This is a genomic window from Bifidobacterium sp. ESL0784 (genome assembly GCF_029433295.1).
Lineage (GTDB): Bacteria > Actinomycetota > Actinomycetes > Actinomycetales > Bifidobacteriaceae > Bifidobacterium.
Genome location: NZ_JAQTHV010000001.1, coordinates 62,967 through 87,852 on the forward strand (window position 1 = coordinate 62,967; position 24,886 = coordinate 87,852).

Genomic DNA, 24,886 nt, shown 5'->3' on the forward strand with positions numbered 1-24,886 from the left:
CCCACCTATTTTTGCGGACCGTCGAGAAAATTCAGGGATGAATTTCGTCAATAGGCGGCAAAAGGCCGACCACGCAAACAAGGGCATAATATTATAGCTTCAATATTTTCCCCTGTCCACCGGCAGATTGCTGTGATGGCCAAGATGAGGTATTTGTATTTCGTTTTAATACTTTTACGCAAATTCGCTTGATTTCATCGTTTCGTCAATGTTATATCGCTTGATGTCGAATTCTGCGATGTCCGAATTACACAATAAAAGTTTCTTCATTTGCATAATCTAACGCTGATTATTGATTTATGTCATTATTGAATCAGTACTTTTGTAATTCAAGGGCGAGTTTCTGGTACAGCGGTTACTCACCTTCCGTTACTGGTTCTTTTGGAAGGAGACAATGATGTTCAGACACGAAGGATTGGCAAAGTTGGCCGGCGTCGTCGGCGCAACTGCCATGGCACTAGCAGGCATGTTGGTGGCCGGGACTGCGAACGCGGATCCGCCCAGTGGTAGCGTGGTCGGTCCCCAGGTTTCCGCCACTAGCGGTGACGGGCGCCTTAGCGCCGCCATCAACTGGGTGCAGTGGAACGATGTCGATGGCGTCGATATCAACGGCGCGACAGCGAAATGGATGGATGCCACCAATGCCGGTGACGGGTATTGGCTTGACACACGCTGCGAAATCGCTCCGGACGGCAGCGACCCGCTGAGCGGCGCCAATCAGATGCAGTCGTATTTGCCAGGTGATTGGTTCGGCGACGGTTTGGTGCAGCTATATAACAACAAGTCTTCGAATCCTGCCGATGAGAACACTATGACCATTGGCTTGGCCAATAAGACCCAAGGTGCGAAAATCACTTTCAAGTATTCCTGCACGGCCTATCTCATTCAATCTCCTACGAGGCCGGTTTACACCACTGAGACAGCGCCGACCACCTCTTATCAGGAAGTGCCGCTGCAAGGCATGGTCTTCGCCGATGCGGAGTCCAATAATTGGCAAAGCGGCGGCCAGCATGAGTATATCAAGGCCACTCCCGTGCCGGAGCCGGGCAAAACCCCGAAGTGGCGTTTGATCGATAGTTATCGTACGCCCTCATGCCCCACCAATTCTGTGGCGGATCGTAATGGAGATACTGTGCGTTTCCGTTCGGATGGCTCACAGTGCGGCAATCACGGTCAGCAAGGACCATCGTCGGTTATGTTCCTTGAGAATTCCGAACAGGCCGATGTGGAGATTAAAGGTGGTGGCAAGACGGCCATTGCGCTCGGTGTCGTGGCGGCCACCGATTTCGGTGATGCACCCGGTGTCAATCCCGGTGTGACCCCCTCGCCTGGCGCGGCCGACTATAAGGTCGGCAGCTCGCTCATGCAGCCGCAATGGGAGGGCGGCGAACTCGGTGGCACTGGTGCTGACGATATTTCGTCCTCCGTCCCCACCCCGAATGATACCGAAGACCCCGATTATCCTTTGGCCCCTGGATGGGTCACATACAACCTTTCCCAGGCTCGCGACACCAACAAAGTAGCCGATATGGCCGCTTCCGTGCCCAGGCTTGGCGTATGGGAGGATCCGGAATCCCGGCGTCATTTCTCCACTAACGCCGATTGGGACGACCTGAATGGCAAGACCGACCCGATCGATCCGACCAAGGCGGTGAGTGATGAGGACGGGTTGAAGGACGCGCCGCACAACAACACCCCGACCGATAAGAACGTCAAGATTCTGCCTACTGGCAACACGTTCACCCAAGCGGTAAGCTGCGCAACGGATACCGCTGCAGCGCGAGTGAAAGGGTGGATCGACTGGAATCACAATGGTGTCTTTGACGAGACTACCGAGGCCAGTGATCAGGTGGAATGCGTGGGTTCGGTTCCGTCTGGCGGTAATTATTCTCAAGGCACCGCCACATTGACTTGGACGATTCCGAGCGATGCCAAGCGTTCTGTGAAGGGTGAGACGGCGAGCGGCCAGACGTTTGAGCGTGTGCGTATCACTGGCGACACCGGGCCTCTCGGCACCGCCTCGGTTGGTACGCTTGCCGCTTCCGGCATCACCACCACCAACGGTGAGGTTGAGGATTATGCGGTCGACGTGTATATTCCCACGCTCAGCGTGCTGATGAATCTGCCTGATGGACGATATGCCGGCAGCGATCAGTTCGCAATGACCGTCAAGGATTCCACCGACGGCACCGTCGGCAGCGCCACGACCACAGGCGGCTTGCCTGGTGTACAAACCGAGCAAATTGCCCCTACGAGCGTCAAGTCGGGTTCGCAGTATACGCTTGCGGCTCCGCTCGACGCCGGTTCGGCCAGCGGCGAGAGCCGGTATTCCACAGAGCTTACCTGTGAGGATCTGGCCACCAGCCCGGCCACGCCAGTGACGGTGACGGACGGCAAGATTACAACGCCGACAAGCTACGATTCCAATATCCAGTGCACCTATAAGAAACTGATCCGTTCCAACCCGACGCTGACTGTGACCACGCATATCGCCGGTGGCGGCACGGCAACCACGGACGATTTCCCGGTGACGGCGTCGCCGACGACTGGCGGGTCTGCGGTTGGCCTACCGGACGGCACTGGTTTGCCGCTTCCGGAAGGTTCCTACAGGATCAGCACCGATATGAGCAGCAAGCCCGGCTACGAAGTGACCAGTCCGCTGGCCTGCACCTTGGGCGGCTCGCCGATCAGCCTCACTGATGCGACGGTGGCCATGGCCAATGGCGACAGCGTCGTCTGCGAACAGACCGTGGCTCCCAAGACCCCGACCTTGACCTTCAAGACGGAGGTTGAACGAGGCAGCGCGACGCCCGGTGACTTCAACTTCACCGTCAACCCGACCACGGGCGACCCGGTGACGTATGCAGAGGGTGTGCCACAAGCCCCGCCGGCCGGTGGCATCGCCAGCGTGGTCGGCTCCGACAAGGCCAATTACGTGGAATCCGCCGCTATTGTGTATTACAAAGATAGTGACACCAACCACACCACTCCACTGACATTGGCCGAGGCACAGACCGCGCTCAACAACGGCGAGAGCGTGACCGGCATCCGCAAGGTCACCACCCATCAGCCCAAGCTCACCGTCAAGCTCGACCGCGACTACCGGTTTGGCGGTACGGCATCCGGCGACGGCTCCAAGATTACACTGAACCAGCTGGGCGGCAGCAGCCAGGATGCGACCCTTGACCAGCCCGAGTACGTTGCCGCTGGCACCTATTCGGTTTCCCAGCTGCTGAAAGCGGGCTATAAGCAGAGCGACATCAAGGTGACGCTCGCCGACGGCACGCCGGTCGCAATCAACCCCGACGGCACGCCGGTCGCAATCAACCCCGACGGCACGTTCAATGTGCCCGACGACGCCGATGTGGTGATTGCGCTCAAGAACGTGGACGAGCCCGGCACGCTGGAATGGTCCCGCTTCGATCAGGACGGCAAGACGTTGCTTTCCGGCTCCAAGTGGAGGCTCAACGGCCCAGACGGGCAGTCGCTTGACATCGAGGATTGCACCGCTGCGGTCTGCACCGGTCTTGACCAGGACCCTACGCCCGGCAAGTTCAGCGTCACCGGCCTCAAGTGGGGCGATTGGACGATTACGGAAACGATTGCCCCACTCGGCCATAGACTCTCCAAGCCCTTGGTGCTGACCTTGAACCCGTCCGAAGGCCAGTATGGTCTGCTCAAGATGGGGGCATTCAAGGACGGCAAGTGCGCTAATGTCACGCCGGGTGTCAAGCTCGATCCTGATTTCAATGCCGTGCTTGGGCAGAGTGCAAAGGAATCTGGGCAGAATGTCAAGAAGCCAGGGCCGCGGCTTTCCGCCACGGGCTCCGATATCGCTGTCGTGGTGATGATCGCCTTCGCGACACTGGCGCTTGGACTTGTGCTTGCGACCGGTGCAACCAAGGTGCTGCGCCGCCGCGAGGAGTGAAAGGAGCATGGTTGGCGTATTCGGTTGACGTCATCTGAGATGAATTGGTAAGAATGGGCGACGAGGGTAGTGATACACCTCGTCGCCCATTCTTGTATCGGGATGGTGGGGCTTGCTGTTGTCTGGACGGAATTCCGAGGATGTTCTCGTTTGCTTGCAATTACAATAGGTTTACCGCAATACCAAAGTGTGATAAACCTGTGAAAGTCAGGTATGGAATATCTGGTTGTTTTTAGATTTTTTAGGCGAAGCCATACTGATAACAGGTCTTGTTTATTTCGTTTGTATCAATACTGACAATCTAAACGAATCAGCGGTTATTTGCTATATATAACGGTTGATGCTTGTTTGTGGATTTCGAATATAGGTCAAATGGGTTTGGTGTCTGCTTCATTATCCTGATTTATGCCGATTGCGGCATTATTAGAAGTATTCTGTTGTAATTCAAAGGTGACGGATTGAGAAGTTGTTTTATTCTTCTGTGGTTCGATGAGAGGAACCGAAATGCTGAGGCGCAGAGGCTTTGCTAAATTAGCTGGAACAGTAAGTGTGTTTGCCGTAGGTCTGGTCGGAGCAGCGGTATCGTCAACGGCGAACGCCGATTAGCTGGGCTCCGCACCCATAGTCGGCCCGCAGATGGTAGCCACTGGCGGTCAGGGTAGATTCCGTGATGCCATCAATTGGGTGCAATGGAGCGCCACCGAAGAAGAGGATGTGACCACATCAAAGGTGGTATGGGCCACTTCAACCCAAGTCGGCAGTGATCACTGGTTCTCCACCAGATGCTCGGTGACTCCTGCGGGAGGACCTGGCGAGGAATATTCCTCCGCCCATCTGATGAGGACTTACCGGACAGGCAGATGGCCGGGTGACGGTTTGCCATATATGTACAACCAAGGGGATCGGGTTCCTCCAACACCATGGTGACCGGTCTGGAAAACAAGATTGATGGAGAGAAGGTTTCATTCGATTTCAGCTGCTCTGCCTATCTCATCCCATCGGCTACCGATCCGTCATCAACGTTGAATGACAGCACCAATGTCACTTCATTTACGGAAGTGCCGTTGCAGGGCCTGGTGTTCGCTGATGCGGAGTCCAACAACTGGGCCAAATATCCCATCATGGGTGGCTATTACGAGCAGGAGGAATACATCAAGGCCACTCACTATCAATCCCGACGGTACATTCTAAGTGCCTGCGGACGCGGATGTCGTCGTCACCATCAGGGATGTGGACAAACCCGGTGTGTTGGAATGGTCGCGCTTCGATAAGGACGGCACGACTCTGCCTGCGCGGTTTCAAGTGGCGGCTGACCGGCCCTGAAGACCAGAGCCTTGAAGTTGAGGATTGCACCGCCGTTGCCTGCATCGGGGCCGACCAGTACCCCACGCCGGGCAAATTCAGGGTTACCGGACGCCAATGGGGAGCATGGACGGTCTGCGAGATCGTGGCTCCAGCGGGGCATGAGCTTTCCGAGCCTGTTCCCCCTGACGCTGAATCCTGCCGAAGGCGAGAATGGATTACTCCAGCAGACCCAGTTCCAGAATGGCAAGTCTTCTGCACCGGTGCCGGTGCCGGATCCTGGTCCAGGTCCGAATCCTGATCTCGATCCTGCACCATCAGCTGAGCATAATCCGACATCATCATCCGAACAGAAACCGGCCTCGGCATCAAAGCCTGCGTCCAATCCTGCGCGGAATCCCGTCTCCAAGCCCGCGTCTGACCCTGCGCCCGGTCAGCTCCCCGCTTCCGGCTCGGACATCACCATCGTCATAGTGGTCGCCTTCGTCTCATTGACACTTGCAGTGCCGCTTGCCTCTGTCGCTTTCAAGCAGCTGCGTCGTCGGGAGGAGTAAAAGAGCGATATCGCGGCAACGCGACGAATGCATTCGGCCGGTTTCGACAAAACGGAACTGGCCGAATGCGTTTTGCGCCGGTGCGGATCGTGACCGATAATATCGTGCGGCAAAGTGCCTTGTTCTGCTTGTTCGTCTAGGATTTTGTAATATTTCTCTTCTCGAACGGTCAGTGATTTCGCTATTGCCATCCTCTTGATTATTCGGGGGCAAAACTAGATTTTATTCGAGACGGCTTATTTATCTTGAAATGTTTTGATTCTCAACTTCGCTTTGAGTCGGCCGAAGACGGACTGACGCTGGCGGATGGCCTTGGGGAGGATCGGGCAACCGGCGCAGACCAGGGATTCCGGGTCGGGATTGCAGCCCTCGCCGGTGGTGGAATTGCATGAGCGCAGGTCGTAGATATTGAGGCGGCCGGCGGTGCGTTCCTGCTCGATGACAAGGTCGATGAAATCGAGTGGCAGGCTGAGATTGGTGGCGATCATGCGTGGGGTCTGGCCGCGGGTGAGGCCGTCGATGACCTTTTCGGAAACGGATAACGCGGTTTGATTTCCTAAGGGAATTTGATTACTGGTTTTTGATAGTTTTGGCGAATTGCCGAATACTTTATGGAAACCATTGTCCTCATTATTGACGGGCGCGGAAGTCATAATAATCGCCCGACTTGGAAGACGATAATGGCAAGGATATAGGCCACTATCAGCCCTGTCGCCACCGATTGTAGGGCGGTTTTCATGCCGTATTGTCTCTTCATTTCGGCTACCGTCGCTAGACACGGCGTGTAGGCGAGGATGAAGATCATGAACGCTGCAGCGGCAGCATTGGGGTGGCCGTCGCTGGACTTCTCAAAGCTCTTGTGTACCGCTTGGCCGAGGCTCCCCTGGCCTTGGGCCTGCTCGGACTGGTCGCCCGAATCGTTGATGGCGTAGCTCTGCGAAAGTGAGCCGACCACGACTTCCTTCGCCACGAAACCGGTGACCAGCGCTGCGGAAGCATGCCAATCGTCGAAACCGGCAGGCTTGAAGACGGGTGCGATGGCCGACGAAGCTGCGCCGAATACGGAATTTTCGACTTTGTCGACGTGTCCGAAGGAATTGGTGCCGGCAGCGCCAGCCGAAATCGGGATGGCGGAAAGCACCCACACGACGATGAGCATGGTGACGATGACGGAACTCGCGCCGGTGATGAACGACCAGAGGCGCTGCAGCACGGACTTGAGCAATTGCAACAAGCGCGGCATCTGGTAAGGCGGCAGTTCCATGGCGAACGGTTGGGTTTTGAGGTCCTTGAACTGCGTCTTGCGCAGTGCGAAGCCGACGGCCAGAATGATGGCGATCGAGCTTACATACATCAGGAAAATGGCTACGCCCGCGTACTTGCCGAAGAACGCATACGCCAGCACCACGTAGACGCTCAGACGCGCGGAACAAGAGGTGAACGGAATTAGCAGGCCGGTGAGCAAACGTTGCCGCGAATCCGGCAGCGTACGTGTGGAGGCCAGTGCAGGCAGGTTGCAGCCGAAGCCGACCACCAACGGCAGGAAGGCCCGTCCATCAAGTCCGACCATGCGCATGGCGCGGTCCATTACGAACGCCGCACGAGCCAAGTAGCCTGAATCCTCAAGCAGCGAAAGGATGATGAACATGATGCCCATCGGCGGGATGAACGTACAGACTGTGATTGCGCCGTTCAGGAACCCATCGACGATAAGCGAATAAAGCCATCCGTCAAGCGAGCCCTTGCCGGCGATGGCGGTGAAAATCCAAGCGATGCCGTCGGTGCACCAACCGCGAAGCGTGACGTCGAACCAATCCTGCAACGGGCCGGCCAGCGTGGTGGTCGCCTCGAAAACGAGGAACATCGTGATGAGGAAAACAACCAATCCGACCGCCGGATGCAGCAGTACGCGGTCGAGCTTGTCGGAGAAGGTCTCGCGGTGCGCCGTGGTCGCCGCGCCCTGCGGCAGCCCTTTGTTGATTTCCTTGAGTTTCTTGGCGATCCATTCGAAGCGTTCGTCCGAAGTCGCTCGCACCCATTGCGAGACTTCCTCCTGCGTTGCGCTCGCGGGTGGCGCCGAAATGCTGGTGACTGGTTTGGGGGTCAGTTGCACGTGAATTTCGCGGGAAACATCGGCTCCGCCGCCGTTTAAAGAAGGTGTCGCATTTTCGGCCTTTGCGAGCGTGGTTTCCATGACTTCCGAGGCTTTGTGTGCTGCCTCACTTACCGTTTCTTTCGCTGTGTCCGTCTGAGGTTGTGAGATTGGTTCGCCAGCAACTCGATGCATATTTGCGCCGCTGTCTGGTTTCTCTGCTCCAGCTCCTTGCGAATCCAAGTTTTCGGACGAGTCTGCTTGAACGTTGTTGTCTGGATTCGTTTCGATGGGATTGCGTTGAGAGCCTTCTATTGCCGGCGAACTTTGCAGTAATTTCCCATCGCCGTCTACATTTGTGCTGGCTACAGTGTTCTTCGATGACTCAGTGCGCTCCGAACTCCGTTCTGCTTCCTGCGCCCTAATTTCGGTGAGTGTTGCCGCGATGGTGTCTAATAACTCGGTTTTGCCGTAGCCGGTGCGACCGTCGACACGAACCATCGGAATACCGGGAAGCGTGCGCTCGAGCCGCTTGAGCGTGACCGGAGAATCCTGCTTTTCCCCCAAGTCAAGCATGGTGACCGCGATGATGATCGGGAAGCCCAAGTCCATCAACTGGCTCAAAAGATAAAATGATTTCGAGGGTGAAGTTGCATTGAATGTAAAGACGATGATGTCTGGTTTCACGTAGCTGCGGCGGCCCATCGCGGCCTCCCCTGCGACCTGTTCGTCCGGGCTGTAGGCATCGAGTGAGGCCGTGCCAGGGGTATCGATGAAGTCCCAGCGTTCGCCGTCGTGTTCGATGCTGCCGGATTCGACCAGAACCGTGGTTCCCGGCGCGTTCATCACTGTGGCACTGGCGCCGAGTACCGCGTTGAAGAGCGTGGATTTGCCGACGTTGGGATTGCCGACAAAGACGATGCGCGGGTTGGCGTGTGTGGCCTTGCCGTCCATCGATTCCATGCCGTGCATTGAAAACATCGAGCTGGATTCCGCGCCATGATGACGGTGAGATTGCGGCAGCAGCACCGCAAGTCCACGCCGATGATGGTGTCCGCCGTGGCCGCCATGCCCTGCGTGGCACTCGTCGCTTTCGTCAGCTGCGCCATGTCCGCCTTCGGGGCTGCTGACGGAACTGCCGCCGCCGCAGCAATCCGCCGGTTCCGGCATCAGATCGGGGTCGTTGGGGTCTTTGACCTGCTGGGCATCAGTGGTTTCTCCGGATGCCGACATGTCACCGAACTTTGAAGTCTGAGCGGGTGATGCACCCATATTCGTTTTGTTCATCAATCTGCCCGCCGAATCATGCGAATAAAACCATTCACCACTATAGCGTTACGATCAGCGATCGTTGCAAGCAACGTAATGAATTTCGAGATTAATGAAAATGAACCGACTGGATGAATTTGATATTTTCTCGCTGAGGTATCGACCGGTCGGGCTGATAACGCCGTGAAAAACGTAAACATATTGGTCATTGCCATTTTGCACGGTTTCATTGGAGTTTATTTTGTTGTTCGCTATTTGTTGCCAGTTGCCAGCTAACCGATATTTGCGATAGGTTTCTGTGTCTGGGTTCGAGGGGAAACGAAAATGTGCCGGGCTGTGGCGCCATCGATGGCGATGCGTTCGCCGCCGTGCGCCACCACGCACCCGCCGAACATCGCTTTCTGGATCACGCGAATCGGTTCATGCAAGCGAAACCCGAGCTCGCTCAATCTGAAGCGATTGCGGGCATCGAAATCCATCCTGCATATCTCCACGTCCACGCCAAGCGGGCAGGTTCGTAACGATTCGACCATACTTGGACAATAGCGCATCCCACTGCTGCGAGTAAAGCATTTTTCACAAATACATGAAAGCGATTTGTCTCGCTTTTGATACCATAGTCGTGCTGATAATAAATAAAAACGTTAACGACGACGAGAAGATCAAATCTTATGACTGAACAGACCGATAACAATGCGGCGAACGCGGCAAGCGCGGCCAACGATTCCGACATCGAAGACAACCGCGCGAACTGGGACGACCGTGCGGAGGTGCATTTCAACGGCGCCTATGGCGACATCGACGCGCTGATTGCCGACTCGCAGACCTTGACGCCGGTGGTCAGACGCGATTGGCGCGTGCTGGAACCGTTCCTGCCGAACGGCTCGTTGACGGGCCAGCGGCTGCTGCACCTGCAATGTCACATCGGCACGGACACCCTTTGCTGGGCGCGGCTCGGCGCCAAAGACGTGTACGGGCTCGACTTTTCGCCTGTCTCGCTGCGGCACGCCCGCGATATCGCCGCGCGGGCCGGTCAGCACATCACGTATGTCGAGGGAGATGCGTGTAAGGCCGCGGAGGCGTTGCCGGGCAAGCGATTCGACGTGATCGTCACTAGTGTCGGCACCGTGACGTGGCTGCCGAAACTGGATGGGTGGGCGCAATCCATCGCCGATTTGCTGGCTCCGGGCGGGGTATTCATGATTCGTGACGACCACCCGCTGCATTTCGCGCTCGACGACTCCGGGCTGACGCTGGGCAACGATTATTTCCCTGGCACCGAGGACTCTTACGACACCGACCAAACGTATCATTTGGAAGTCGGTGCGGAGGCGGCTGATGACGCCGGTGCGGCAGTTGGCATGGATGTGGCCGATGCCGCCGGCTCTGCGGAATTGCCTGATTCCGCTGCTCCCGTTGAGCTGTCGAAAGCGACTTCTGCGGCCCGGAAGCCGCATATCATCCATACACGTAATCACAACTGGGCCCACGATTTCAGCGAGATGACGCAGGTGTTGCTGGACGCAGGGCTTGTGCTCGAGCAGCTCGGCGAATACGACGAATCGGATTGGCAATCACTGCCGATGCTGGTGTTGGACGAGGCAACGCAGTCGTGGCACATGCCGCAAGGTTACCCGCGCGTTCCCCTCACCTTCTCGTTGGTCGCCCGCAAGCCCAAGGACTGAACAGCTGAAGAATCATTCGCCGAAAAGAGAACGATTCAATGCAGGAGGTCTTATTGCCGCTTCCAGATCGTTACTCTGCCGTCTTGAGATACACCGACGATTGCGTATAAGCCGCGAAAATAACGTGGGGTGTTATTGTCATTTTCGTTATATTCTTTAGAAAAAATATAGCGTTTTTGACCAATATTATTGATATTGCGCGGCCATTTATTGTGCACGTCGTATTCTATGAAGTAGGTGTAATCCGCGATGGAATAATCGTATGAATTGGGATTCCGCTCAGTGAAGAACCCAATCTCTTCCGGTTTGATTGATTGAGGCGTAGTAAATTTAACGTTATATGTTGAAATATTTTGCTGTTGTGGCCAAATGGGCCAGCCCGTTGTAACTCCGCCTTTAATTAATTTTTCTATGCATTCCCGTTGTGTCCTACCGGCAAGCGTATTAAGCGCCGGCAATGTGAAAGTTCCGGTAGTTGTAACTTTGTCCCAGTTGTACATAATAACTTCTTTGCTATTCACGAATACTGCTGACTGAAGTGGAGCTAGCCGGGTTCGAACCGGCGACCCTCTGCTTGCAAAGTCTAGCAACTTTAACCCGCAATCCCCTATTTTACAACGGTTTTGCTTTGTCGGCTCCGCGCTTTGCATCTCTTGTGCATCTCTTGACTGAAAAACTCGATAGAAGAGATGCAAGAAACGTGTCGTGAATAGTCCGAAAATACGGTAGTCTATAGAACATGGAAATTGGGCAAGACGCAGAAGACAACATGCATGTTGCGTCAGAGCCACACGAATTTTACAAGGGGCACGACTTAGATACGTGCGAATGGAAACGTGTAACTGATTGTCCAATTTGTAACGAATACTTTAGGGTAAACGGGATGACTCGTGTCGAGCGAAGAAGCGTTGAGCAAAGTGGATTAGACGGTGCTACTCGAATTTTTATGGCAATGCAGCCAGCACTCATGAAACATGTTGAAACTGTGGTGGCTAAAGCTCGCGGCAATGGCCGTATTGGCGAAGTGTTGGAGCTGATTCATGATTTAGCCGAAGCACTGAACTTAAACGCAGAAAGCGTTAACGTCAAATGCAAGCCTGTCGAGCGCTTTATATGGGAAGAAAATAATGGGCGGCATGATGAGGCGTATTCCTTAGATGAGCGTTTAGCCGGTCTTCTAGATTCGTTGCTTTCGGTATTTATCTGCGTGAAGCGTGGTGGGTCTGTTGACGGTGTGTTTAAGACGTTCAATGTCTACTCTTATTTGCTTTTCGTAACGTTGTTGTTGATACTTCGTATAAAGCAAAGCGGGAATACTGCGAGGGCGGTTTTAATCAATCCACCACCCGACATTTCACCGACTGTTGTTCTACTGATCGTGGCGTTTATCCTTGCGCCTCGTGCCCCTCAGTTCTGCCCCAAAGTGGCTTAACTGGGGGTACGAAAGTATCCGAACTATCCTGTAGACGCTTAGTGTCATGCCCACGGGAGATAGCAAGTAATTTCAGTTCGGACAACTCGGCCCCAAACACGAGGGGTAACAAATCGTGTCAAAGGAACATACAAACCGCAAGCAAGTAGGCCGTCTTCTCGCCTCGAAGCCCGAGGCAGCCGACATGCTCGGTATATCCGAGGCAACCCTAGAGCGTCTTTCGCGCAAGGGTGCCATAGCCGTAGTCCAAGTGCCCAGCACTGGCAAAGTCGGCCGACCGCGCAACATGTATGCCCTTGCTGACATTCAGCACTTCATCGACTCGCAACGTATCTATCTGGACGAAACTATTGATGTCCGTAAGCCCAGGCCAAACCGTAGTCATTCACGCAAACCACGACGTTCAGCGGTTGAGGCTCTGCGGAAAGCGGGCGCACGATGAAGCGTGGCAACAAACTGATAGATCGTGAGACCGGCAAGCTCAAGGATTACGTAGTAAGGCGGATATACGAATACTGCGCTGAACAGTGCAAGCACCACAGCGGATACAAGGTCATAGCCTACGGGCCAATGGCTCAGCGTGTCGGATTGCCGTGGTTCTGGATTGGCGACGACAACGCCCAGACCATCGTGCTGCTACGCAATGCCCTCGCACGGATTCAGGCAATCGACTGTATCCGAGTTAAACCGGCTAACCATACCAGCGTGAAAGTGCTGTTGCGCCGTAATCCCAAGAAGTTCTACAAACGGCTTCACTGGGAGATTAACGGACTGTTTGACTGGGAACCGGCCGAACCTATAGCGATTGGTCAAGAGACCAATGGGTAAGCGACTTGAAGATAAAGTGTTTGCCCTCAGGGAATATATCGAGCCTCTGAGGGCAAACGGCAGCAAGATCGTTCTGTTGCTATTCATGGCTAAAACGGCTGTAGATGCACCGACCAAAGACCACGAACGTGAAACAGCCAGACGAAAGAACCTCACTCCCAACCGGTTTCGAGTCAAGCTGGATACCGTTCACAAGCGAGTGTACCCCAATTCGAGTGACAACAGTTTCAAGGTGCAACTTCGTGATGATTGCAATGCGCTTGAAGAATGTGGGGCGATTGAGTTCGTCCGCCCGTCTGAATCTGGAAACACACGAGAATACACATTGAGGGTTGATGAACTCTGGAACGATACCGTGGGCCGTAGTCTGCTCGGCCCATAATGTGGATAACTCGGCAACAGATGCAGCATGGGACGCAACTAATAGTTATGCCAGACGCAACCAATAGTTGTGCTGCGCGTAACTATTAGTTGTGCCGGACACAACTTTAAGTTGCGCCAAACACAACTATTAGTTGCGTACATATAGGAGATAACAACTAACTACAACTGATTACACTGGACTATAACAACTTATTACAGTAAATTTGGAGCTTCGCCCACGCCTGACGATTGTGGATAACTCAACATTTGTACTACCGGCCTCGTTTTTTAAAAGCCGAAGGGGTCAAATCACCCCGCGCCAAGTTTTGGTTTCTCTCGAACTTAATAAAAAAATTAAAAAATCTGGTCTTGAAATTCGATATAAAATCGAAAAGAATCTATTCGAATGGATTATTCTGTTATCTGCTTTTCTTTCCTCGTTTTATTGCACGGGTGCTATTGCATCGGTTAGTAAGCCAACGCAATAGCACCATTCCGGTCATTTTCAATGCCTTCAATGTCGATTACGGTGAATGCCACGCTTTAGTGACGGTTTCGGGTTCTTGCCTGTGACGTTCATGCCGCCATTCTTGTTTTCAAATCGTAGCGCCCCGTATTGGTGTAGGACTTGCCGCCATGAATGACGGTAAGGCTCTGCCGCACCGTTTCTCGGCTCATTTGCTCTTGTGCCAGTTTCGACATATTCGCGGCTATCTGTCGTTCACGTTCCTCAGTGGCGTGCTGGTAAATCAGCGCGGCCCGTGAACTGCTATGGCCCATAAGCGACATGAGTTCTTTCGTCGTGGCCCCGGTCTGTGCCGCCATTGTCGCGCAAGTGTGCCGAAGGTCGTGAAAACGAAGGTCTGGACGGTTCGCGGCCTTTCGCGCGACTCTGAAGAGCTTGCCGACCACGTTGTTGCTCATAGGTGTGCCGTTGCGCGTGGGAAATACGTAATCATCGTTCTTTGGCCCCGTGAACGTGCGAAGATGCTTGGTCAACAGTTCCGTGAGGTGTGGAGGCAGAAACACCACGCGGCGACCCGCTTTCGTCTTGGTCGGTTCCTTCTCGTAGAGCTTGCCGTTAAGCCGGTAGGTCTGCTTGTTGACGTTGAGCCGGTAGCCCCTCGAACCGTCGTCAAGTATCGTCAGCGCTACGTCGGCCCTTGTCAGTCCCGCCAACTCGCTGAAACGAAGCCCCGACCACGCCGCCACATGGATAAGCGCCCTATAGCGTTCCGGCATATTGTCCGCTATCGTCTCAATCTGCCCGATCGTGGCGGGTTTGCGTTCCACTGCCTCGCTCGTGCCAGCGCCTTTTATCGTGCAAGGGTTCGCCGTGATTATCTGGTCTCGAACAGCTGTCGCCATGATGCCATGAAGCAGGCGGTAGGCTTGCGCCGTTCGTGTCTTACCCGTCGTGTCACTTCGGGGCACGTCGCCCGACTCGCTGCGTGCCTTGAACCGTCCAAGCAGCCAACGCCGCCATTCCTTGACCACGCTCGGGGTGATGTCCTTCAAGGCGAAGGCCCCGAGGAACGGTAGCAGATGCTCGTCAATCAAGCCCGCGTAAATCTGTGCCGTCTTGGGCCTTATCGTCTCGCGTTTGTCCAGCAGCCACGAGATTGAGTATTCCTCGAACGTCTCGGCTGCTTTGTCCAAGTCTATTCGTTCGTTGCTGTTCAGGCGTCTGCGTATCTCGGCAAGCCATTCGTCTGCGGCCGCTCTTGTGGTGAACGTGTCCGGTGCCGTCCGTCTGTGTCCGGCATGGTCGGCGTAGGACGCTTGAAAACGTCCCGACCTCATCTGTTGTATTTTCCCAAAACTTCTTTTAGATTTTTTAGCCATAACAACCACCCCCGGTGTGTCATGGTCAAGATTCTTTGCATCTCTTGTGCATCTCTTGACCTGTGTAAATGTGTCAAATGCTGGTCAAAGTTGCCGAGATATTAAAAACAGAAAAACCCGCAGAACGTTGATATTCTGCGGATTCTGGAGTGGAGCTAGCCGGGTTCGAACCGGCGACCCTCTGCTTGCAAAGCAGATGCGCTACCAGCTGCGCCATAGCCCCAGAAACACAACAATTCTTAAGCTGAAACCTTTGGGATTTGGACTTGAGAATCTTGCGTGGGCCCGGGAGGACTTGAACCTCCGACCTCATCCTTATCAGGGATGCGCTCTAACCAGCTGAGCTACGGGCCCAATCAGCACGCTTTGAGACGTACAAAGAGTTAGTTTACCAGCTGAGGGCTCAGAGTCAACCCGACAGGCTTGCGTGTCGTGAACGTTTGTTGAAGATATGGGGAATTTCCGTCAATCGCATGCGAGACAATGCGGGTATGCCTTATCGCCGTCATCAGAAAGCCAGGACCGTTTCGTGCACTGTGCTGCGGGTTGATGATCTGGAAGTCAACGTGACCCGCAAAACCATGCGTAATATGTACCTGCGCGTCAAGCCGCTGACCGGCAAAATCGAAGTGAGCGCACCGGCAAGAATGAGTGATGCGAAAATTGCGGCGTTCGTCAGGGAACGCCAGGACTGGATCGAACGGCAGCGGAAAGCGATGGCTGAGAAGGCCGTTTCTCCTTCATTTGAGTGGACGGATGAACGCAAACAATCAGCGCAAGCCGGCATCAATGTGCAGCTACCGGCCTTGTTGGAACGCTGGGAGCTGGTTATCGGGCGCAAACCGACGCATATCACCCTGCGGCTGATGACCTCGCGCTGGGGCTCCTGCACGCCCGCGACCGGCCGCATCCGCCTCAACCTGCAGCTCGGGCTGATGGAGCCGCGATTTCTGGAATATGTATTGGTCCATGAAATGACGCATCTGTGGGCCAGCGGCCACGGTGCCGAGTTCCAGCGGCGTATGGACATGTATCTGCCGAATTGGCGCACGCTACGGCGAGATCTCAACCGCGAATTGGTGTGGTGACGGAATCTCGGGGATAATGGGGAAAAATTTTCGTAGTATCTGTGCATTTTTGCATGTCTTGCTGAGGGATAAGCGACGTAATTTGGGGTAGCGTTAGTAATGAATTATTGCCGCATCGCCAACGCGGGCGACGCGATGGAAATGCGCTCGAAAGAGCAGCGAGGAGGTTCTCGATGGTGGGAACGCGGGCCGGCAACACGGCGGAAAACGAAGGAAAGTCGGAGATTCGTCTCGGCAACACCGTCACATCCAAACGAGTGGTGGTTACGGGCGCATCCAGCGGAATCGGGCGTGCGACGGCGCTGCAGCTGGCGTCGGTCGGCTGGAAGGTCGTGGCGCTTGCCCGACGGAAGAACAAGCTCATCGAGCTTTCCGACCAGCTTGGCGACGCCTGCGAATACGTGGTGTGCGATTTGACCAACGAGGCCTCTACGCAGGCCGCGGTAACGAGGATTTTGCGCGGTGGGCCCGTAAAGGCGCTGGTCAACTGTGCGGGTGGCGCAATCGGAAAAGACCGGATTGAGGACTGCAATGTCGAGAATTGGCGCAAGATGTATGACGTCAATGTGCTCGGTACGTTGCGTATCACCCAGAAATTGCTGCCGGCCTTGAAGAGGGCGACTGGCGGCGGAACGGTTGTTGTCGTTTCTTCGACGGCAGGCATCGAAGCTTATGAAAACGGCGCCGGATACTGCGGGGTGAAGTCCGCTGAACGGGTGTTTGCCCAGACGCTTCGTTACGAAGAGGTCGGCGAACCGCTACGCGTCATTGACGTTTCTCCTGGCATGGTGCATACCGAAGAGTTCTCCCTCAACCGTTTCCACGGCGACAAGGCCAAGGCGGAAGCCGTGTATAAAGGTGTGCCAAACCCCCTAAACGCCGACGACATCGCCGAGTGCATCGAGTGGGCGCTTGATCTTCCCGACGATATCAACATCGATTCGCTTGTGGTTCGCCCGCGTGCGGAGGCCTCGGCCCAGCGGGTCTATCGCGAAAGCTGAGTTTTCCCGAAAACTCGCAGATACCGTATTGTGCCTTCATCCAGATTAAGTGGGTGAAGGCACAATGTTTGTTGCGCTATACAATGCAAAATGCCTTGCCATTCAGGATGAGAGTGAATGGCAAGGCATTAATTGATGGTTTGTGGTTTCAGGCGAACTCACGAATTGATTCGCCCCAAACCAAGCAGCCCCGAAGCTCAGGCGTGAGCCTGCTCTTCGATCAGGTGGCTGTTCATGAACCAGTTGAAGTGCTCGAGTTCCTGCACATGGTCCTGCATGATGTTGGAGCTGATGACGTCAATCGGATCGAGCTCCTCGTAGGCCTTACGCTCGGCGATGATGAAGTCGCTGTAGTAGTCGACCAGAGCCTTCAGGTAATCCTGGGTGTTCTGGCGGCCCATGAGCTTGAATTCGCTCCAGGTGCGGTTGCTGATGATGGACTCCGGGGTGCCTTCAGCGCTGCCGCCGAGGGTGGCGATGCGCTCTGCGGTCTCGTCGGCCATGTTGCGCACGGCGTCGACCTCGGGGTCGATCATTTCGTGTACGCCGATGAAGCTCGGGCCAGCGACGTTCCAGTGAGCGTGCTTCAGGATCAGCGAGGCCTCTTCCTCCTGCGCCAGACGGTTCTGCAAGATCGAGACGACCTTATCGGATGCAGCCTGATCAATGCCGGGGCTCAAAAATTCATTTGCCATAGTAATTTTCCTTCCTTTGGCGAATATTGCTAATTACTATTCTAGTGAATTGTGGTGTGCGTCTCAGGGGTTCGTCTTTAGCCCAATCCTGTTAAAACCCTTGAAATGTAGCGGTTTTCGGGGTGTTGAAGTAGGGTTACCGCCGGTTATCGAACCCAAAGTTTGCGTGTATTGAAAGGTTCGCCACGTCATCTGCAATTTTGTCTGACAAAATATCGTCGAACGTCGAGATTTGCGTTGCGTTTAGCGGTTTTCGTTTGCGCTGGGTGGCGTTTATCAGCGATGCAGGCTGACGTATCTGGTGGATCGGCCTGCTCCGAGCTTTTGGATTTGGTCAGCGTCGAGCAGGGCTTTCAGTGTGCGCTCGATGGTCGAGGTGCTGATGTCAGGAAGTGTCTGTTGGATATCAGCTTTGGAGAGTGGCCTCAGGCTTTGGCTCAGGACGTCGGCGATGCGTTGCTTTTTGGTTGTTGAATGATGCGACGAAGCGGGCGCACTTACGATTGCGGCTCGTCCGTCGAACTCACGGTATGCCGCCAGAATGATGCCGAGCAGATAGTTGACGAATGGCGCGTAATCATAGGTGTTTCCGTCCCAGCCGACGGTGCTCGCGGCCAAGGCCTCGTAATAGGTGGCTCTGCCTTGCTCGATAAGGTGCTCGATGCTGATATATTTTCCGATTTCGTAGCCGGAACGGTAAAGCAGGAGTAGCGTCAGCAGACGGCTCATACGGCCATTACCGTCGTTGAACGGATGGATGCAAGTGAAATCGAAAACGAACATGCAGGTCAGCAACAATGAATCAATATCACCGGTCTCGTTGGTTTTGTTGTAATTGTCGCAAGCCGCTGCCATCAGTTCTGATGTTTGAAGCGCCGATGGTGGTGTGAATCTAAGCTTCGCGTGCCCGGTTCCGTCCGATTCGACAATCATATTATCGGCGTCTTTCCAATGACCGGCGAAGGCGAGCGGCGTGTGCTTGAAGAGATCGCGGTGCAGTTGCAGGATGACGTTCGGTTTCAACGGTATATACGCATAGTCTTCATGGATGGTTTTGAGTACGTCTCGATAACCGGCGATTTCTTCCTCGTCACGGTTCCGTGGGGACACTTTCTCGCTGACAATACCCGCTAAACGCTTGTTGGTGGTCGAGATTCCTTCGATGCGATTTGAAGCGTCAGTGCTTTGGATGCGGGCAATATTGACGAGTGGTTCCGCGAGTTCGGGACTGACCTGCAACTGAGTGTTTTGGCGACCTTTGGCCTCATGAACCGCATTGAGCAGATTCACGGTCTGCGGAGTCAGCAGCTCGTGCCCGGATTTCTCATAGTCGAAAGTATGCATCTTATCTGCACCATTTTCTGCATCATCAATAACTTTTCTGCATCATATTATACCAATCTGATGCAGAAAAATATTGAATGAGGTAGAAAAAGATAATGAGCTATAGCAGATGCGCAGGCTGCTGCTTCTGGTTTCGTCATAAAAGACCGCTGAGGGGCCGTCTGTGGCTTATTTATAGGGCGAATGGATCGCCGTTTTTGGGCCGATAAATACTGTCGTTGTGCGATTGGTATGGTAACGGTAATTTGCTACTTGCTCTCTTCGACTGAGTCTGCATCATCAAGCCCACTCTTGCGGACTTCAATGGTTTCGATACGGCGGCCGTCGACCTTGGTAACCACCATGTCGTAGCCGTCGTCGGAGTGGAGAGTTTCGCCAACTTCGCCCATACGGCCGGTGTGGGCGAGGAAGTAGCCGGCGACCGTCTCGTAGGGGCCATCTTCCAGCTCGATGTCGGTGAGGTCGTCGAAGTCCTCGATGGTCATGCCGCCGTCGACCGTGACCATGCCATCGACGAATGCGGTTTCGCTGTTGCGGTCGTCGCCGATACCGTTTGCTTTGCTGCCATTGCCGTCTTCCGGCAAATCGTATTCGTCGCGGATATCACCGACCAGCTCTTCGGTCATGTCTTCCAACGTGACGATGCCGTCAGTCCCGCCGTATTCATCAATGACCACAGCCAAGTGAATCCCGCGTTTGCGCAACAAAGCCAAACTTGGCAGAATCTTCGAGGTGCCAGGCAGCGAAATGCCTTCGCGCATCACATCGGCCACGGTTTTCGCATTCGGGTCGCGCACGTCGAGCAGATCGCGCACGTGCACGAAGCCGATGACGTCGTCAAAGTCCTTGCCGGTGACGGGATAGCGGGAATACGGCATTTCGCGTACATATTTCGCGGCCTCCTCAATCGGTTGCGAACCTTCCAAGAAAACCACGTCAGCGCGTGGCCTCATCACTTCTGCCACAATGGTTTCCGAGGCGTCGAACACGTCATCCAAAATCGTGCGCTCGTCTTTGCTGAGGTTGGTGTTGGAATTGACCAGCACGCGCAATTCTTTGTCGCTGACCTCGGTTTCGGTCTGGCTCGGGTCGAAGCCCAGAAGCCGCACAATGCCGTTGGTGCTTTTGCCGATGAGCCAGATGATCGGCCGGCAGATTTTGGCGAAAATATCGACAGCAGGCACCGCGGCGCGCGCGATTTGCTCGGTGCGCTGCATGGCGATGCGCTTCGGCACCATTTCGGCGATGACGATGTCGCAGAACGAGATAATCAAAGTCAGCACGATAGTAGTGCCAGGCGAGGCGATATGGTGCGGAATTCCCCAACTCTCCACAACCGGCTCGACCCAGGGCGCGATGGCGGATTCGCCGAATGACGCCGAGAAGAAGCCCGAAAGCGTCACGCCGATTTGCACGGTCGAAAGGAAGGTGTTCGGGTCTCGTGCAATGCGAGCGACTTTCTGCCCGCGAGCGTCCTCCTGCTCCATCTCGTCGAGCTGCGAACCGCGCAGGCTCACCAGAGCGAGCTCGGTGCACGAAAAGACGCCACCGATGATTAGGAAGACGAAAACGAAGACGATATCCAAGGCCAAAGACATGCTCCCAGTCTAGAAGACCGGCGGGGCATTGCTGCGTTCTTGTGTGGCCGGGTGCCGCATTACGCTCAAAGTAAAGCGCCTGGGACGAGAATGTAATGCACGAATTACTGGATATTCAAGAAATTCGTGACGTGTTTTCTATTTAATGAAGATGAGATTGTTGAATATTGCGTCGATAGATAATACAATAATCTGCCATTGGGGGATTGCTTGCTGAGAACGATTTTATGATTTCGTAATTTTAGCTATTGCCCACATCGCGAGTATGGCGCGTGTTCGAATGAACACGGTTGGGGAGCGATGCGTCAAGGCCGCCGAAAGGGGGATATTGTGCGGACGTGGGTGCGTATATGGCTGTGGATCGTCATGGGAGCGTTGTTGTTGGCTTTGTGCTTTGGTGTATTCATCAGTGTTTTTCGGCCGAAAGCTGCTTTCGATGGTTATGCGGGTGCTGCGGCTGCGGGGGATGCGTCATCTGTCCTATTCTCCCCGAAAAGCAAGGGCATCTTCGGGACTGATTCTTTAGCAACATATATGCGGCGTTCCGGGGTTCCGGCACCTCGGACAAGAACGAGGACGAGAAATTGCACCCCGTTCGGCGACGTCAGCCTTAAGGGCCATGTCGCCAATGGCACCGGTTTCAACCCCGATTATCTGTTGACGTACGATACGAACGGCGGCACGGAGGCGTCACCGACCGGGGCTAAAGTCACGCGTGAGGTCGCGACTTGCCCGTCCCAACACATTCCCGGCGAGATGGTTACGTTACCGACAAGTGCCGCGGATGATTGCCAGAGCAGTGACCCAACCCGAGACGGTATGGAGTTCGTGGGCTGGTCGACAGTGAAACTACCTCCGTTCGACTCGCTTTCGGAAGCTCAGGCCCACGTCGTAGATACGTTGACCATGCCGAAAGATGTCCAAACGGTGTATGCCGTTTGGGCGAGGGACGGGGAAACCCCAACCTCCTATACTGTGACGTTCAAAACCCAGATGAATTCCGCTGGAATCGCTGCCGAAGTACCGGCTTTGACGACGGTGACGGTGACCCCTGGCGGTACGTTGCCCGCGTCTTCGATACCTTCACCGCCGGCCTCCTATAACCCGGGCATCAAGTTCATGGGTTGGGGCGTTCCGGCAGATAGCATTGGCAATGGCGAAGGCAAGATGACTTGGTTCGATGAGTCGGCGCCAATCACTGCTAACGAGACGGTGTGGACGTTGTGGGGTTATGAAGACACTGCGGTCGCCCACAAGTGTGTCTTGGGTATTGATACGGTTGCCACTTGTTTTCCTGATTCAACGTTGGCGCAGAAAGTAGCCAGTTCGCCCCCGCCGCTGGTGGGTGGTGCGCAGCCGGCGACTATCGTCCATAACGTCACGGATGTGTGGTCGCTGAGTGCCGCATTAAGCTTTGGAAGCTTGAATTATAATTCAGGAAACGAGACGGAAGATACTCCGCTGCGTGTCAGTGAGCTGGACGGTTTGCAGACGCTCACGGGCCTGGGGCAATTGCATATCAGCAATGTTGACGGACACACGCTTAATGTGCACAGCCGTGATTTGCACCAGCTGAAATATCTGGATAAAATGAACAACTTTTTCGCGAACGGCGACGGGATAACCGACGTGAGTGCGCTTTCCGGCATGTCGAGTTTGCAGACCCTGTATTTGGATAACAATAGTATTGCCGATCTGGGCGCACTTTCGGGCATGTCGAGTTTGCAGACCCTGCACTTGGACAACAATAACATTTCCGATGTGAACGCACTTTCCGGTTTATCGAGTTTGCTGACTTTGAACCTGAACCACAACAATGTTACCGATTTGGCCGGTCTTTCCGGGTTAACGCAGCTGCAGACCCTGAATCTGGATGACAACGCGCGCGGCAGCACGATTCCAGATCTCTCAAGCCTGATTTCATCCCCCACCGTAGGGTTGACCAGTCTTCAATGGCTGTCTCTGAACAACGATAAGCTCGGCGATGTTTCGGCTTTGGCGCATCTGACCGCCTTGAATAAGTTGCAGCTTCAGCACAACAAGATTACGTCCATTGCTTCATGGACGTCATTTACGGGAATATATGCGCTGTATCTGGACAACAATCAGATTAGCGATATCAGCGTCATCAATAAGGCGAATTTCCCGTGGTTGTCCAAACTTGGATTATCCTCCAACAACGTCAGTGATATCAGCTCGCTGAGCGACATGACCACCCTCACGCAATTGTGGTTGCATCATAATAAGATTTCGGACGTGTCGTCGTTGGCGGGGCTGACGGGACTGACCAAGCTTTATCTCGGCAGTAACAGCATCCTCGATATTTCGTCACTGAAGAATCTCGCAGGCTTAAGTGGCGGCACCAGCAACAGTTGCGATGTCGGTGATTCCAGCTTCTGTGCCGACAAGCAGAAGGTGACCTTACCGCAAGGAATCGCCGATCCGGGGCTGTCAATGTCGACGGCGGTGACGCTGAAGAAAGCAGCCGACGGATCGATTGCCGGCGCGTCCGTCGATTCGACATCCATCCACTCCACCACGCCTGGCGCCCGATTCGATGCCGAACATCAGCAGCTGACATGGGATGGTCCGATGCAGTACAACAATGACGATTCGGCGAAACCCTTGACCCAGACGTTCGACGCGGACGCGCAATTGCCCAACACCATCGGAAACTTTTCGGGCACCATCACCGAGCCGTACAAGGTTGCGCAACATACGGTCACGTTCGATCTTGGCGGAGGCATATTGCTGCCAGGGCAACCCTCATCGGTACAGGTGCATAGCGGCTACAAGATCGCGGCTCCGACCGCTGCTCCGACGCGTGCGGGATACCGTTTCGCCGGTTGGTATGCTCAGGTGAATCCGTCAGGCTCGGGGGTTGGCAGCACGTTCGATTTCACCAATACGCCGGTGACCAAGGACATGACGCTGCATGCGGGTTGGATCGCCATGGCCGCGGCGCTTCCGTTTACCGGCGCTTCGTACCGAGGTGATTTGTGGCGTACCGGACTTGCCGTCATCGCCTTTGGTTTGGTTTTGGTCAGTGGATCAATGAAACGGAACGGGTCTCTGAAATCGTGAAGCAGCAATCATCCGCACAGTACAAAAGTTGCCGGTTTCTAAAATAGCTATTTGGAATATTCACTAGTTACTTGTAAACCGGCAATCCCCCTGCGTCGGCAGTTCCGATTTTGCTGCTTTTTATGGGCGTTTAGCCGCTGTTGTTGTTATTTCAGCAATCATAAAATCAGTGTGAACCATTGAGCGGGAAATCGATGGATTCGGCGATGGACATGAATTCCTCGGCTTTTCCTGGCAGTGCTTCGGTGTTGCAGATCATGGTCAGCGTCGCTTCGTGATTTTTGGCGGGGAGGAGGACGGTGCACGCGAACCAATCTTTTTGCGGTGTAGCGAAAGTGTAGCGAATCATGCCAATGGTGGGCTCGCCGCTTGTCTCGTCTTTCCCGTCTTCTCGATCGCTCTCTTTCTCATCTGAGGTATTTTCTGATGTCTTTCGGGTAGCGATTTGTGCGTTGTCGACCAGCGGTAAGCTGCGCGCTATGGTTCGATAGCATTCGTCTAATCTTTTGTTGAGCAGATTTTGATCCCATTCCTGTTTGCTGATGACACCGATGATATGGGAACCGTTGCCTTCGAACATGGTATCGTTTGGGAAGTCGACGGTTTCGCAGAGCGATGCGGCTGCTGCCAACAATGAAGATGTGGGATTCGGCTTCTCAGGGGTTGCGTTAGAACGATTTTCGGCTGGTCGCCAAGGATGGTAGTCGTCGGGTAGCTCGATCGTTGCCGAATTGCCAAAAATATTCAGTTTCTGCATTGTTGTGTTCCTTGTTTGGTT

General features: G+C 54.5%; 20 protein-coding genes, 2 tRNA genes and 1 pseudogene. 11 read left to right on the forward strand and 12 right to left on the reverse strand.

The genetic code is table 11. The annotated features are described in order from the left end of the window. Window positions 1-394 precede the first annotated feature (394 nt). From PT279_RS00220 to PT279_RS00235, 3 genes and pseudogenes are all read left to right on the forward strand, one after another. Window positions 395-3,928, forward strand: a complete 3,534-nt coding sequence (locus tag PT279_RS00220) for a CshA/CshB family fibrillar adhesin-related protein (protein WP_277164329.1) — start codon at window positions 395-397, stop codon at window positions 3,926-3,928. Between the two features lie 636 nt (window positions 3,929-4,564). Next, window positions 4,565-5,199 (forward strand): annotated as a pseudogene (locus tag PT279_RS09230) (CshA/CshB family fibrillar adhesin-related protein). 192 nt (window positions 5,200-5,391) lie between these two features. Continuing rightward, a complete protein-coding gene (locus tag PT279_RS00235) occupies window positions 5,392-5,784 on the forward strand; it encodes a hypothetical protein (protein WP_277164335.1) in 393 nt (130 codons plus the stop codon). Between the two features lie 236 nt (window positions 5,785-6,020). Here PT279_RS00235 and PT279_RS00240 read toward each other — a convergent pair whose 3' ends face one another. The 4 genes from PT279_RS00240 to PT279_RS00255 are packed head-to-tail and all read right to left on the reverse strand — an operon-like array spanning window position 6,021 to window position 9,696. Continuing rightward, complete coding sequence (locus PT279_RS00240) at window positions 6,021-6,437, reverse strand: hypothetical protein (RefSeq protein ID WP_277164337.1); 417 nt, start codon at window positions 6,435-6,437, stop codon at window positions 6,021-6,023. Then, the gene (gene feoB / locus PT279_RS00245; protein WP_348519355.1) at window positions 6,434-9,163 is read right to left on the reverse strand and encodes a ferrous iron transport protein B; all 2,730 of its coding nucleotides are present in this window, start codon (window positions 9,161-9,163) and stop codon (window positions 6,434-6,436) included. Before feoB ends, PT279_RS00240 begins: the two co-directional genes overlap by 4 nt. Further along, window positions 9,163-9,360 carry a hypothetical protein gene (locus PT279_RS00250; RefSeq protein WP_277164339.1) on the reverse strand — a complete coding sequence of 66 codons (198 nt, stop codon included), beginning with the start codon at window positions 9,358-9,360 and terminating at the stop codon, window positions 9,163-9,165. The genes feoB and PT279_RS00250 overlap by 1 nt, the downstream gene beginning before the upstream one ends. 57 nt (window positions 9,361-9,417) lie before the next feature. Then, a complete protein-coding gene (locus PT279_RS00255) occupies window positions 9,418-9,696 on the reverse strand; it encodes a ferrous iron transport protein A (protein WP_348519356.1) in 279 nt (92 codons plus the stop codon). A 120-nt stretch (window positions 9,697-9,816) separates the two neighbouring features. On the opposite strand from PT279_RS00255, the gene PT279_RS00260 reads away from it, so the two are divergent. Further along, window positions 9,817-10,830, forward strand: a complete 1,014-nt coding sequence (locus PT279_RS00260; protein WP_277164343.1) for a class I SAM-dependent methyltransferase — start codon at window positions 9,817-9,819, stop codon at window positions 10,828-10,830. A gap of 50 nt (window positions 10,831-10,880) precedes the next feature. Here PT279_RS00260 and PT279_RS00265 read toward each other — a convergent pair whose 3' ends face one another. Then, complete coding sequence (locus tag PT279_RS00265) at window positions 10,881-11,351, reverse strand: hypothetical protein (RefSeq protein ID WP_277164345.1); 471 nt, start codon at window positions 11,349-11,351, stop codon at window positions 10,881-10,883. Between the two features lie 362 nt (window positions 11,352-11,713). On the opposite strand from PT279_RS00265, the gene PT279_RS00270 reads away from it, so the two are divergent. The 4 genes from PT279_RS00270 (at window position 11,714) to PT279_RS00285 (ending at window position 13,472) form a co-directional block, all read left to right on the forward strand. Continuing rightward, window positions 11,714-12,262 carry a hypothetical protein gene (locus PT279_RS00270; RefSeq protein ID WP_277164347.1) on the forward strand — a complete coding sequence of 183 codons (549 nt, stop codon included), beginning with the start codon at window positions 11,714-11,716 and terminating at the stop codon, window positions 12,260-12,262. A 115-nt stretch (window positions 12,263-12,377) separates the two neighbouring features. Beyond that, window positions 12,378-12,704 (forward strand): helix-turn-helix domain-containing protein, encoded by a 327-nt coding sequence (locus PT279_RS00275; RefSeq protein ID WP_277164349.1) that lies wholly within the window; start codon window positions 12,378-12,380, stop codon window positions 12,702-12,704. Beyond that, the gene (locus PT279_RS00280; RefSeq protein WP_277164351.1) at window positions 12,701-13,090 is read left to right on the forward strand and encodes a hypothetical protein; all 390 of its coding nucleotides are present in this window, start codon (window positions 12,701-12,703) and stop codon (window positions 13,088-13,090) included. Before PT279_RS00275 ends, PT279_RS00280 begins: the two co-directional genes overlap by 4 nt. Further along, window positions 13,083-13,472, forward strand: coding sequence for a hypothetical protein (locus PT279_RS00285; RefSeq protein ID WP_277164353.1), 390 nt, complete (start codon window positions 13,083-13,085; stop codon window positions 13,470-13,472). Before PT279_RS00280 ends, PT279_RS00285 begins: the two co-directional genes overlap by 8 nt. A 557-nt stretch (window positions 13,473-14,029) precedes the next feature. Here the strand turns inward: PT279_RS00285 and PT279_RS00290 are convergent. The 3 genes from PT279_RS00290 to PT279_RS00300 all read right to left on the reverse strand — a co-directional run bounded on the left by PT279_RS00290 (window position 14,030) and on the right by PT279_RS00300 (window position 15,652). Then, window positions 14,030-15,256, reverse strand: a complete 1,227-nt coding sequence (locus PT279_RS00290) for a site-specific integrase (protein ID WP_277164355.1) — start codon at window positions 15,254-15,256, stop codon at window positions 14,030-14,032. A gap of 192 nt (window positions 15,257-15,448) precedes the next feature. Beyond that, window positions 15,449-15,521: transfer RNA gene (locus PT279_RS00295), tRNA-Ala, on the reverse strand. Between the two features lie 57 nt (window positions 15,522-15,578). Then, window positions 15,579-15,652: transfer RNA gene (locus tag PT279_RS00300), tRNA-Ile, on the reverse strand. A gap of 137 nt (window positions 15,653-15,789) precedes the next feature. Here PT279_RS00300 and PT279_RS00305 point away from each other — a divergent pair. Both PT279_RS00305 and PT279_RS00310 read left to right on the forward strand, forming a co-directional pair. Further along, window positions 15,790-16,386 (forward strand): SprT family zinc-dependent metalloprotease, encoded by a 597-nt coding sequence (locus PT279_RS00305; RefSeq protein ID WP_277165172.1) that lies wholly within the window; start codon window positions 15,790-15,792, stop codon window positions 16,384-16,386. A gap of 173 nt (window positions 16,387-16,559) precedes the next feature. Beyond that, the gene (locus PT279_RS00310) at window positions 16,560-17,387 is read left to right on the forward strand and encodes an SDR family oxidoreductase (RefSeq protein WP_277164357.1); all 828 of its coding nucleotides are present in this window, start codon (window positions 16,560-16,562) and stop codon (window positions 17,385-17,387) included. Window positions 17,388-17,584: 197 nt separating this feature from the next. Here the strand turns inward: PT279_RS00310 and PT279_RS00315 are convergent, their stop codons facing one another. The 3 genes from PT279_RS00315 to PT279_RS00325 form a co-directional block, all read right to left on the reverse strand. Next, window positions 17,585-18,082 (reverse strand): DNA starvation/stationary phase protection protein, encoded by a 498-nt coding sequence (locus tag PT279_RS00315; protein WP_277164359.1) that lies wholly within the window; start codon window positions 18,080-18,082, stop codon window positions 17,585-17,587. A gap of 276 nt (window positions 18,083-18,358) precedes the next feature. Further along, entirely contained in the window at window positions 18,359-19,426 is a 1,068-nt protein-coding gene (locus PT279_RS00320; RefSeq protein WP_277164361.1) for a Fic family protein, read from the reverse strand. Between the two features lie 248 nt (window positions 19,427-19,674). Continuing rightward, complete coding sequence (locus PT279_RS00325; protein WP_277164363.1) at window positions 19,675-21,024, reverse strand: hemolysin family protein; 1,350 nt, start codon at window positions 21,022-21,024, stop codon at window positions 19,675-19,677. Window positions 21,025-21,558: 534 nt separating this feature from the next. On the opposite strand from PT279_RS00325, the gene PT279_RS00330 reads away from it, so the two are divergent. Beyond that, the gene (locus PT279_RS00330) at window positions 21,559-24,108 is read left to right on the forward strand and encodes a leucine-rich repeat domain-containing protein (RefSeq protein ID WP_277164365.1); all 2,550 of its coding nucleotides are present in this window, start codon (window positions 21,559-21,561) and stop codon (window positions 24,106-24,108) included. A 166-nt stretch (window positions 24,109-24,274) separates the two neighbouring features. Here the strand turns inward: PT279_RS00330 and PT279_RS00335 are convergent, their stop codons facing one another. Then, entirely contained in the window at window positions 24,275-24,865 is a 591-nt protein-coding gene (locus PT279_RS00335; RefSeq protein ID WP_277164367.1) for a hypothetical protein, read from the reverse strand. Window positions 24,866-24,886: the final 21 nt, after the last annotated feature.

Coding starts and splice junctions, on each gene's coding strand:
- PT279_RS00280 (WP_277164351.1), top strand. CDS start 12,701: ATGAAGCGTGGCAACAAACTGATAGATCGTGAGACCGGCAAGCTCAAG.
- PT279_RS00235 (WP_277164335.1), top strand. CDS start 5,392: ATGAGCTTTCCGAGCCTGTTCCCCCTGACGCTGAATCCTGCCGAAGGC.
- PT279_RS00305 (WP_277165172.1), top strand. CDS start 15,790: ATGCCTTATCGCCGTCATCAGAAAGCCAGGACCGTTTCGTGCACTGTG.
- PT279_RS00320 (WP_277164361.1), bottom strand. CDS start 19,426: ATGCATACTTTCGACTATGAGAAATCCGGGCACGAGCTGCTGACTCCG.
- PT279_RS00250 (WP_277164339.1), bottom strand. CDS start 9,360: ATGGCAATGACCAATATGTTTACGTTTTTCACGGCGTTATCAGCCCGA.
- PT279_RS00285 (WP_277164353.1), top strand. CDS start 13,083: ATGGGTAAGCGACTTGAAGATAAAGTGTTTGCCCTCAGGGAATATATC.
- PT279_RS00290 (WP_277164355.1), bottom strand. CDS start 15,256: ATGAGGTCGGGACGTTTTCAAGCGTCCTACGCCGACCATGCCGGACAC.
- PT279_RS00325 (WP_277164363.1), bottom strand. CDS start 21,024: ATGTCTTTGGCCTTGGATATCGTCTTCGTTTTCGTCTTCCTAATCATC.
- PT279_RS00310 (WP_277164357.1), top strand. CDS start 16,560: ATGGTGGGAACGCGGGCCGGCAACACGGCGGAAAACGAAGGAAAGTCG.
- feoB (WP_348519355.1), bottom strand. CDS start 9,163: ATGAACAAAACGAATATGGGTGCATCACCCGCTCAGACTTCAAAGTTC.
- PT279_RS00335 (WP_277164367.1), bottom strand. CDS start 24,865: ATGCAGAAACTGAATATTTTTGGCAATTCGGCAACGATCGAGCTACCC.
- PT279_RS00240 (WP_277164337.1), bottom strand. CDS start 6,437: ATGACTTCCGCGCCCGTCAATAATGAGGACAATGGTTTCCATAAAGTA.
- PT279_RS00330 (WP_277164365.1), top strand. CDS start 21,559: ATGCGGCGTTCCGGGGTTCCGGCACCTCGGACAAGAACGAGGACGAGA.
- PT279_RS00315 (WP_277164359.1), bottom strand. CDS start 18,082: ATGGCAAATGAATTTTTGAGCCCCGGCATTGATCAGGCTGCATCCGAT.
- PT279_RS00260 (WP_277164343.1), top strand. CDS start 9,817: ATGACTGAACAGACCGATAACAATGCGGCGAACGCGGCAAGCGCGGCC.
- PT279_RS00270 (WP_277164347.1), top strand. CDS start 11,714: ATGACTCGTGTCGAGCGAAGAAGCGTTGAGCAAAGTGGATTAGACGGT.
- PT279_RS00255 (WP_348519356.1), bottom strand. CDS start 9,696: ATGCGCTATTGTCCAAGTATGGTCGAATCGTTACGAACCTGCCCGCTT.
- PT279_RS00220 (WP_277164329.1), top strand. CDS start 395: ATGATGTTCAGACACGAAGGATTGGCAAAGTTGGCCGGCGTCGTCGGC.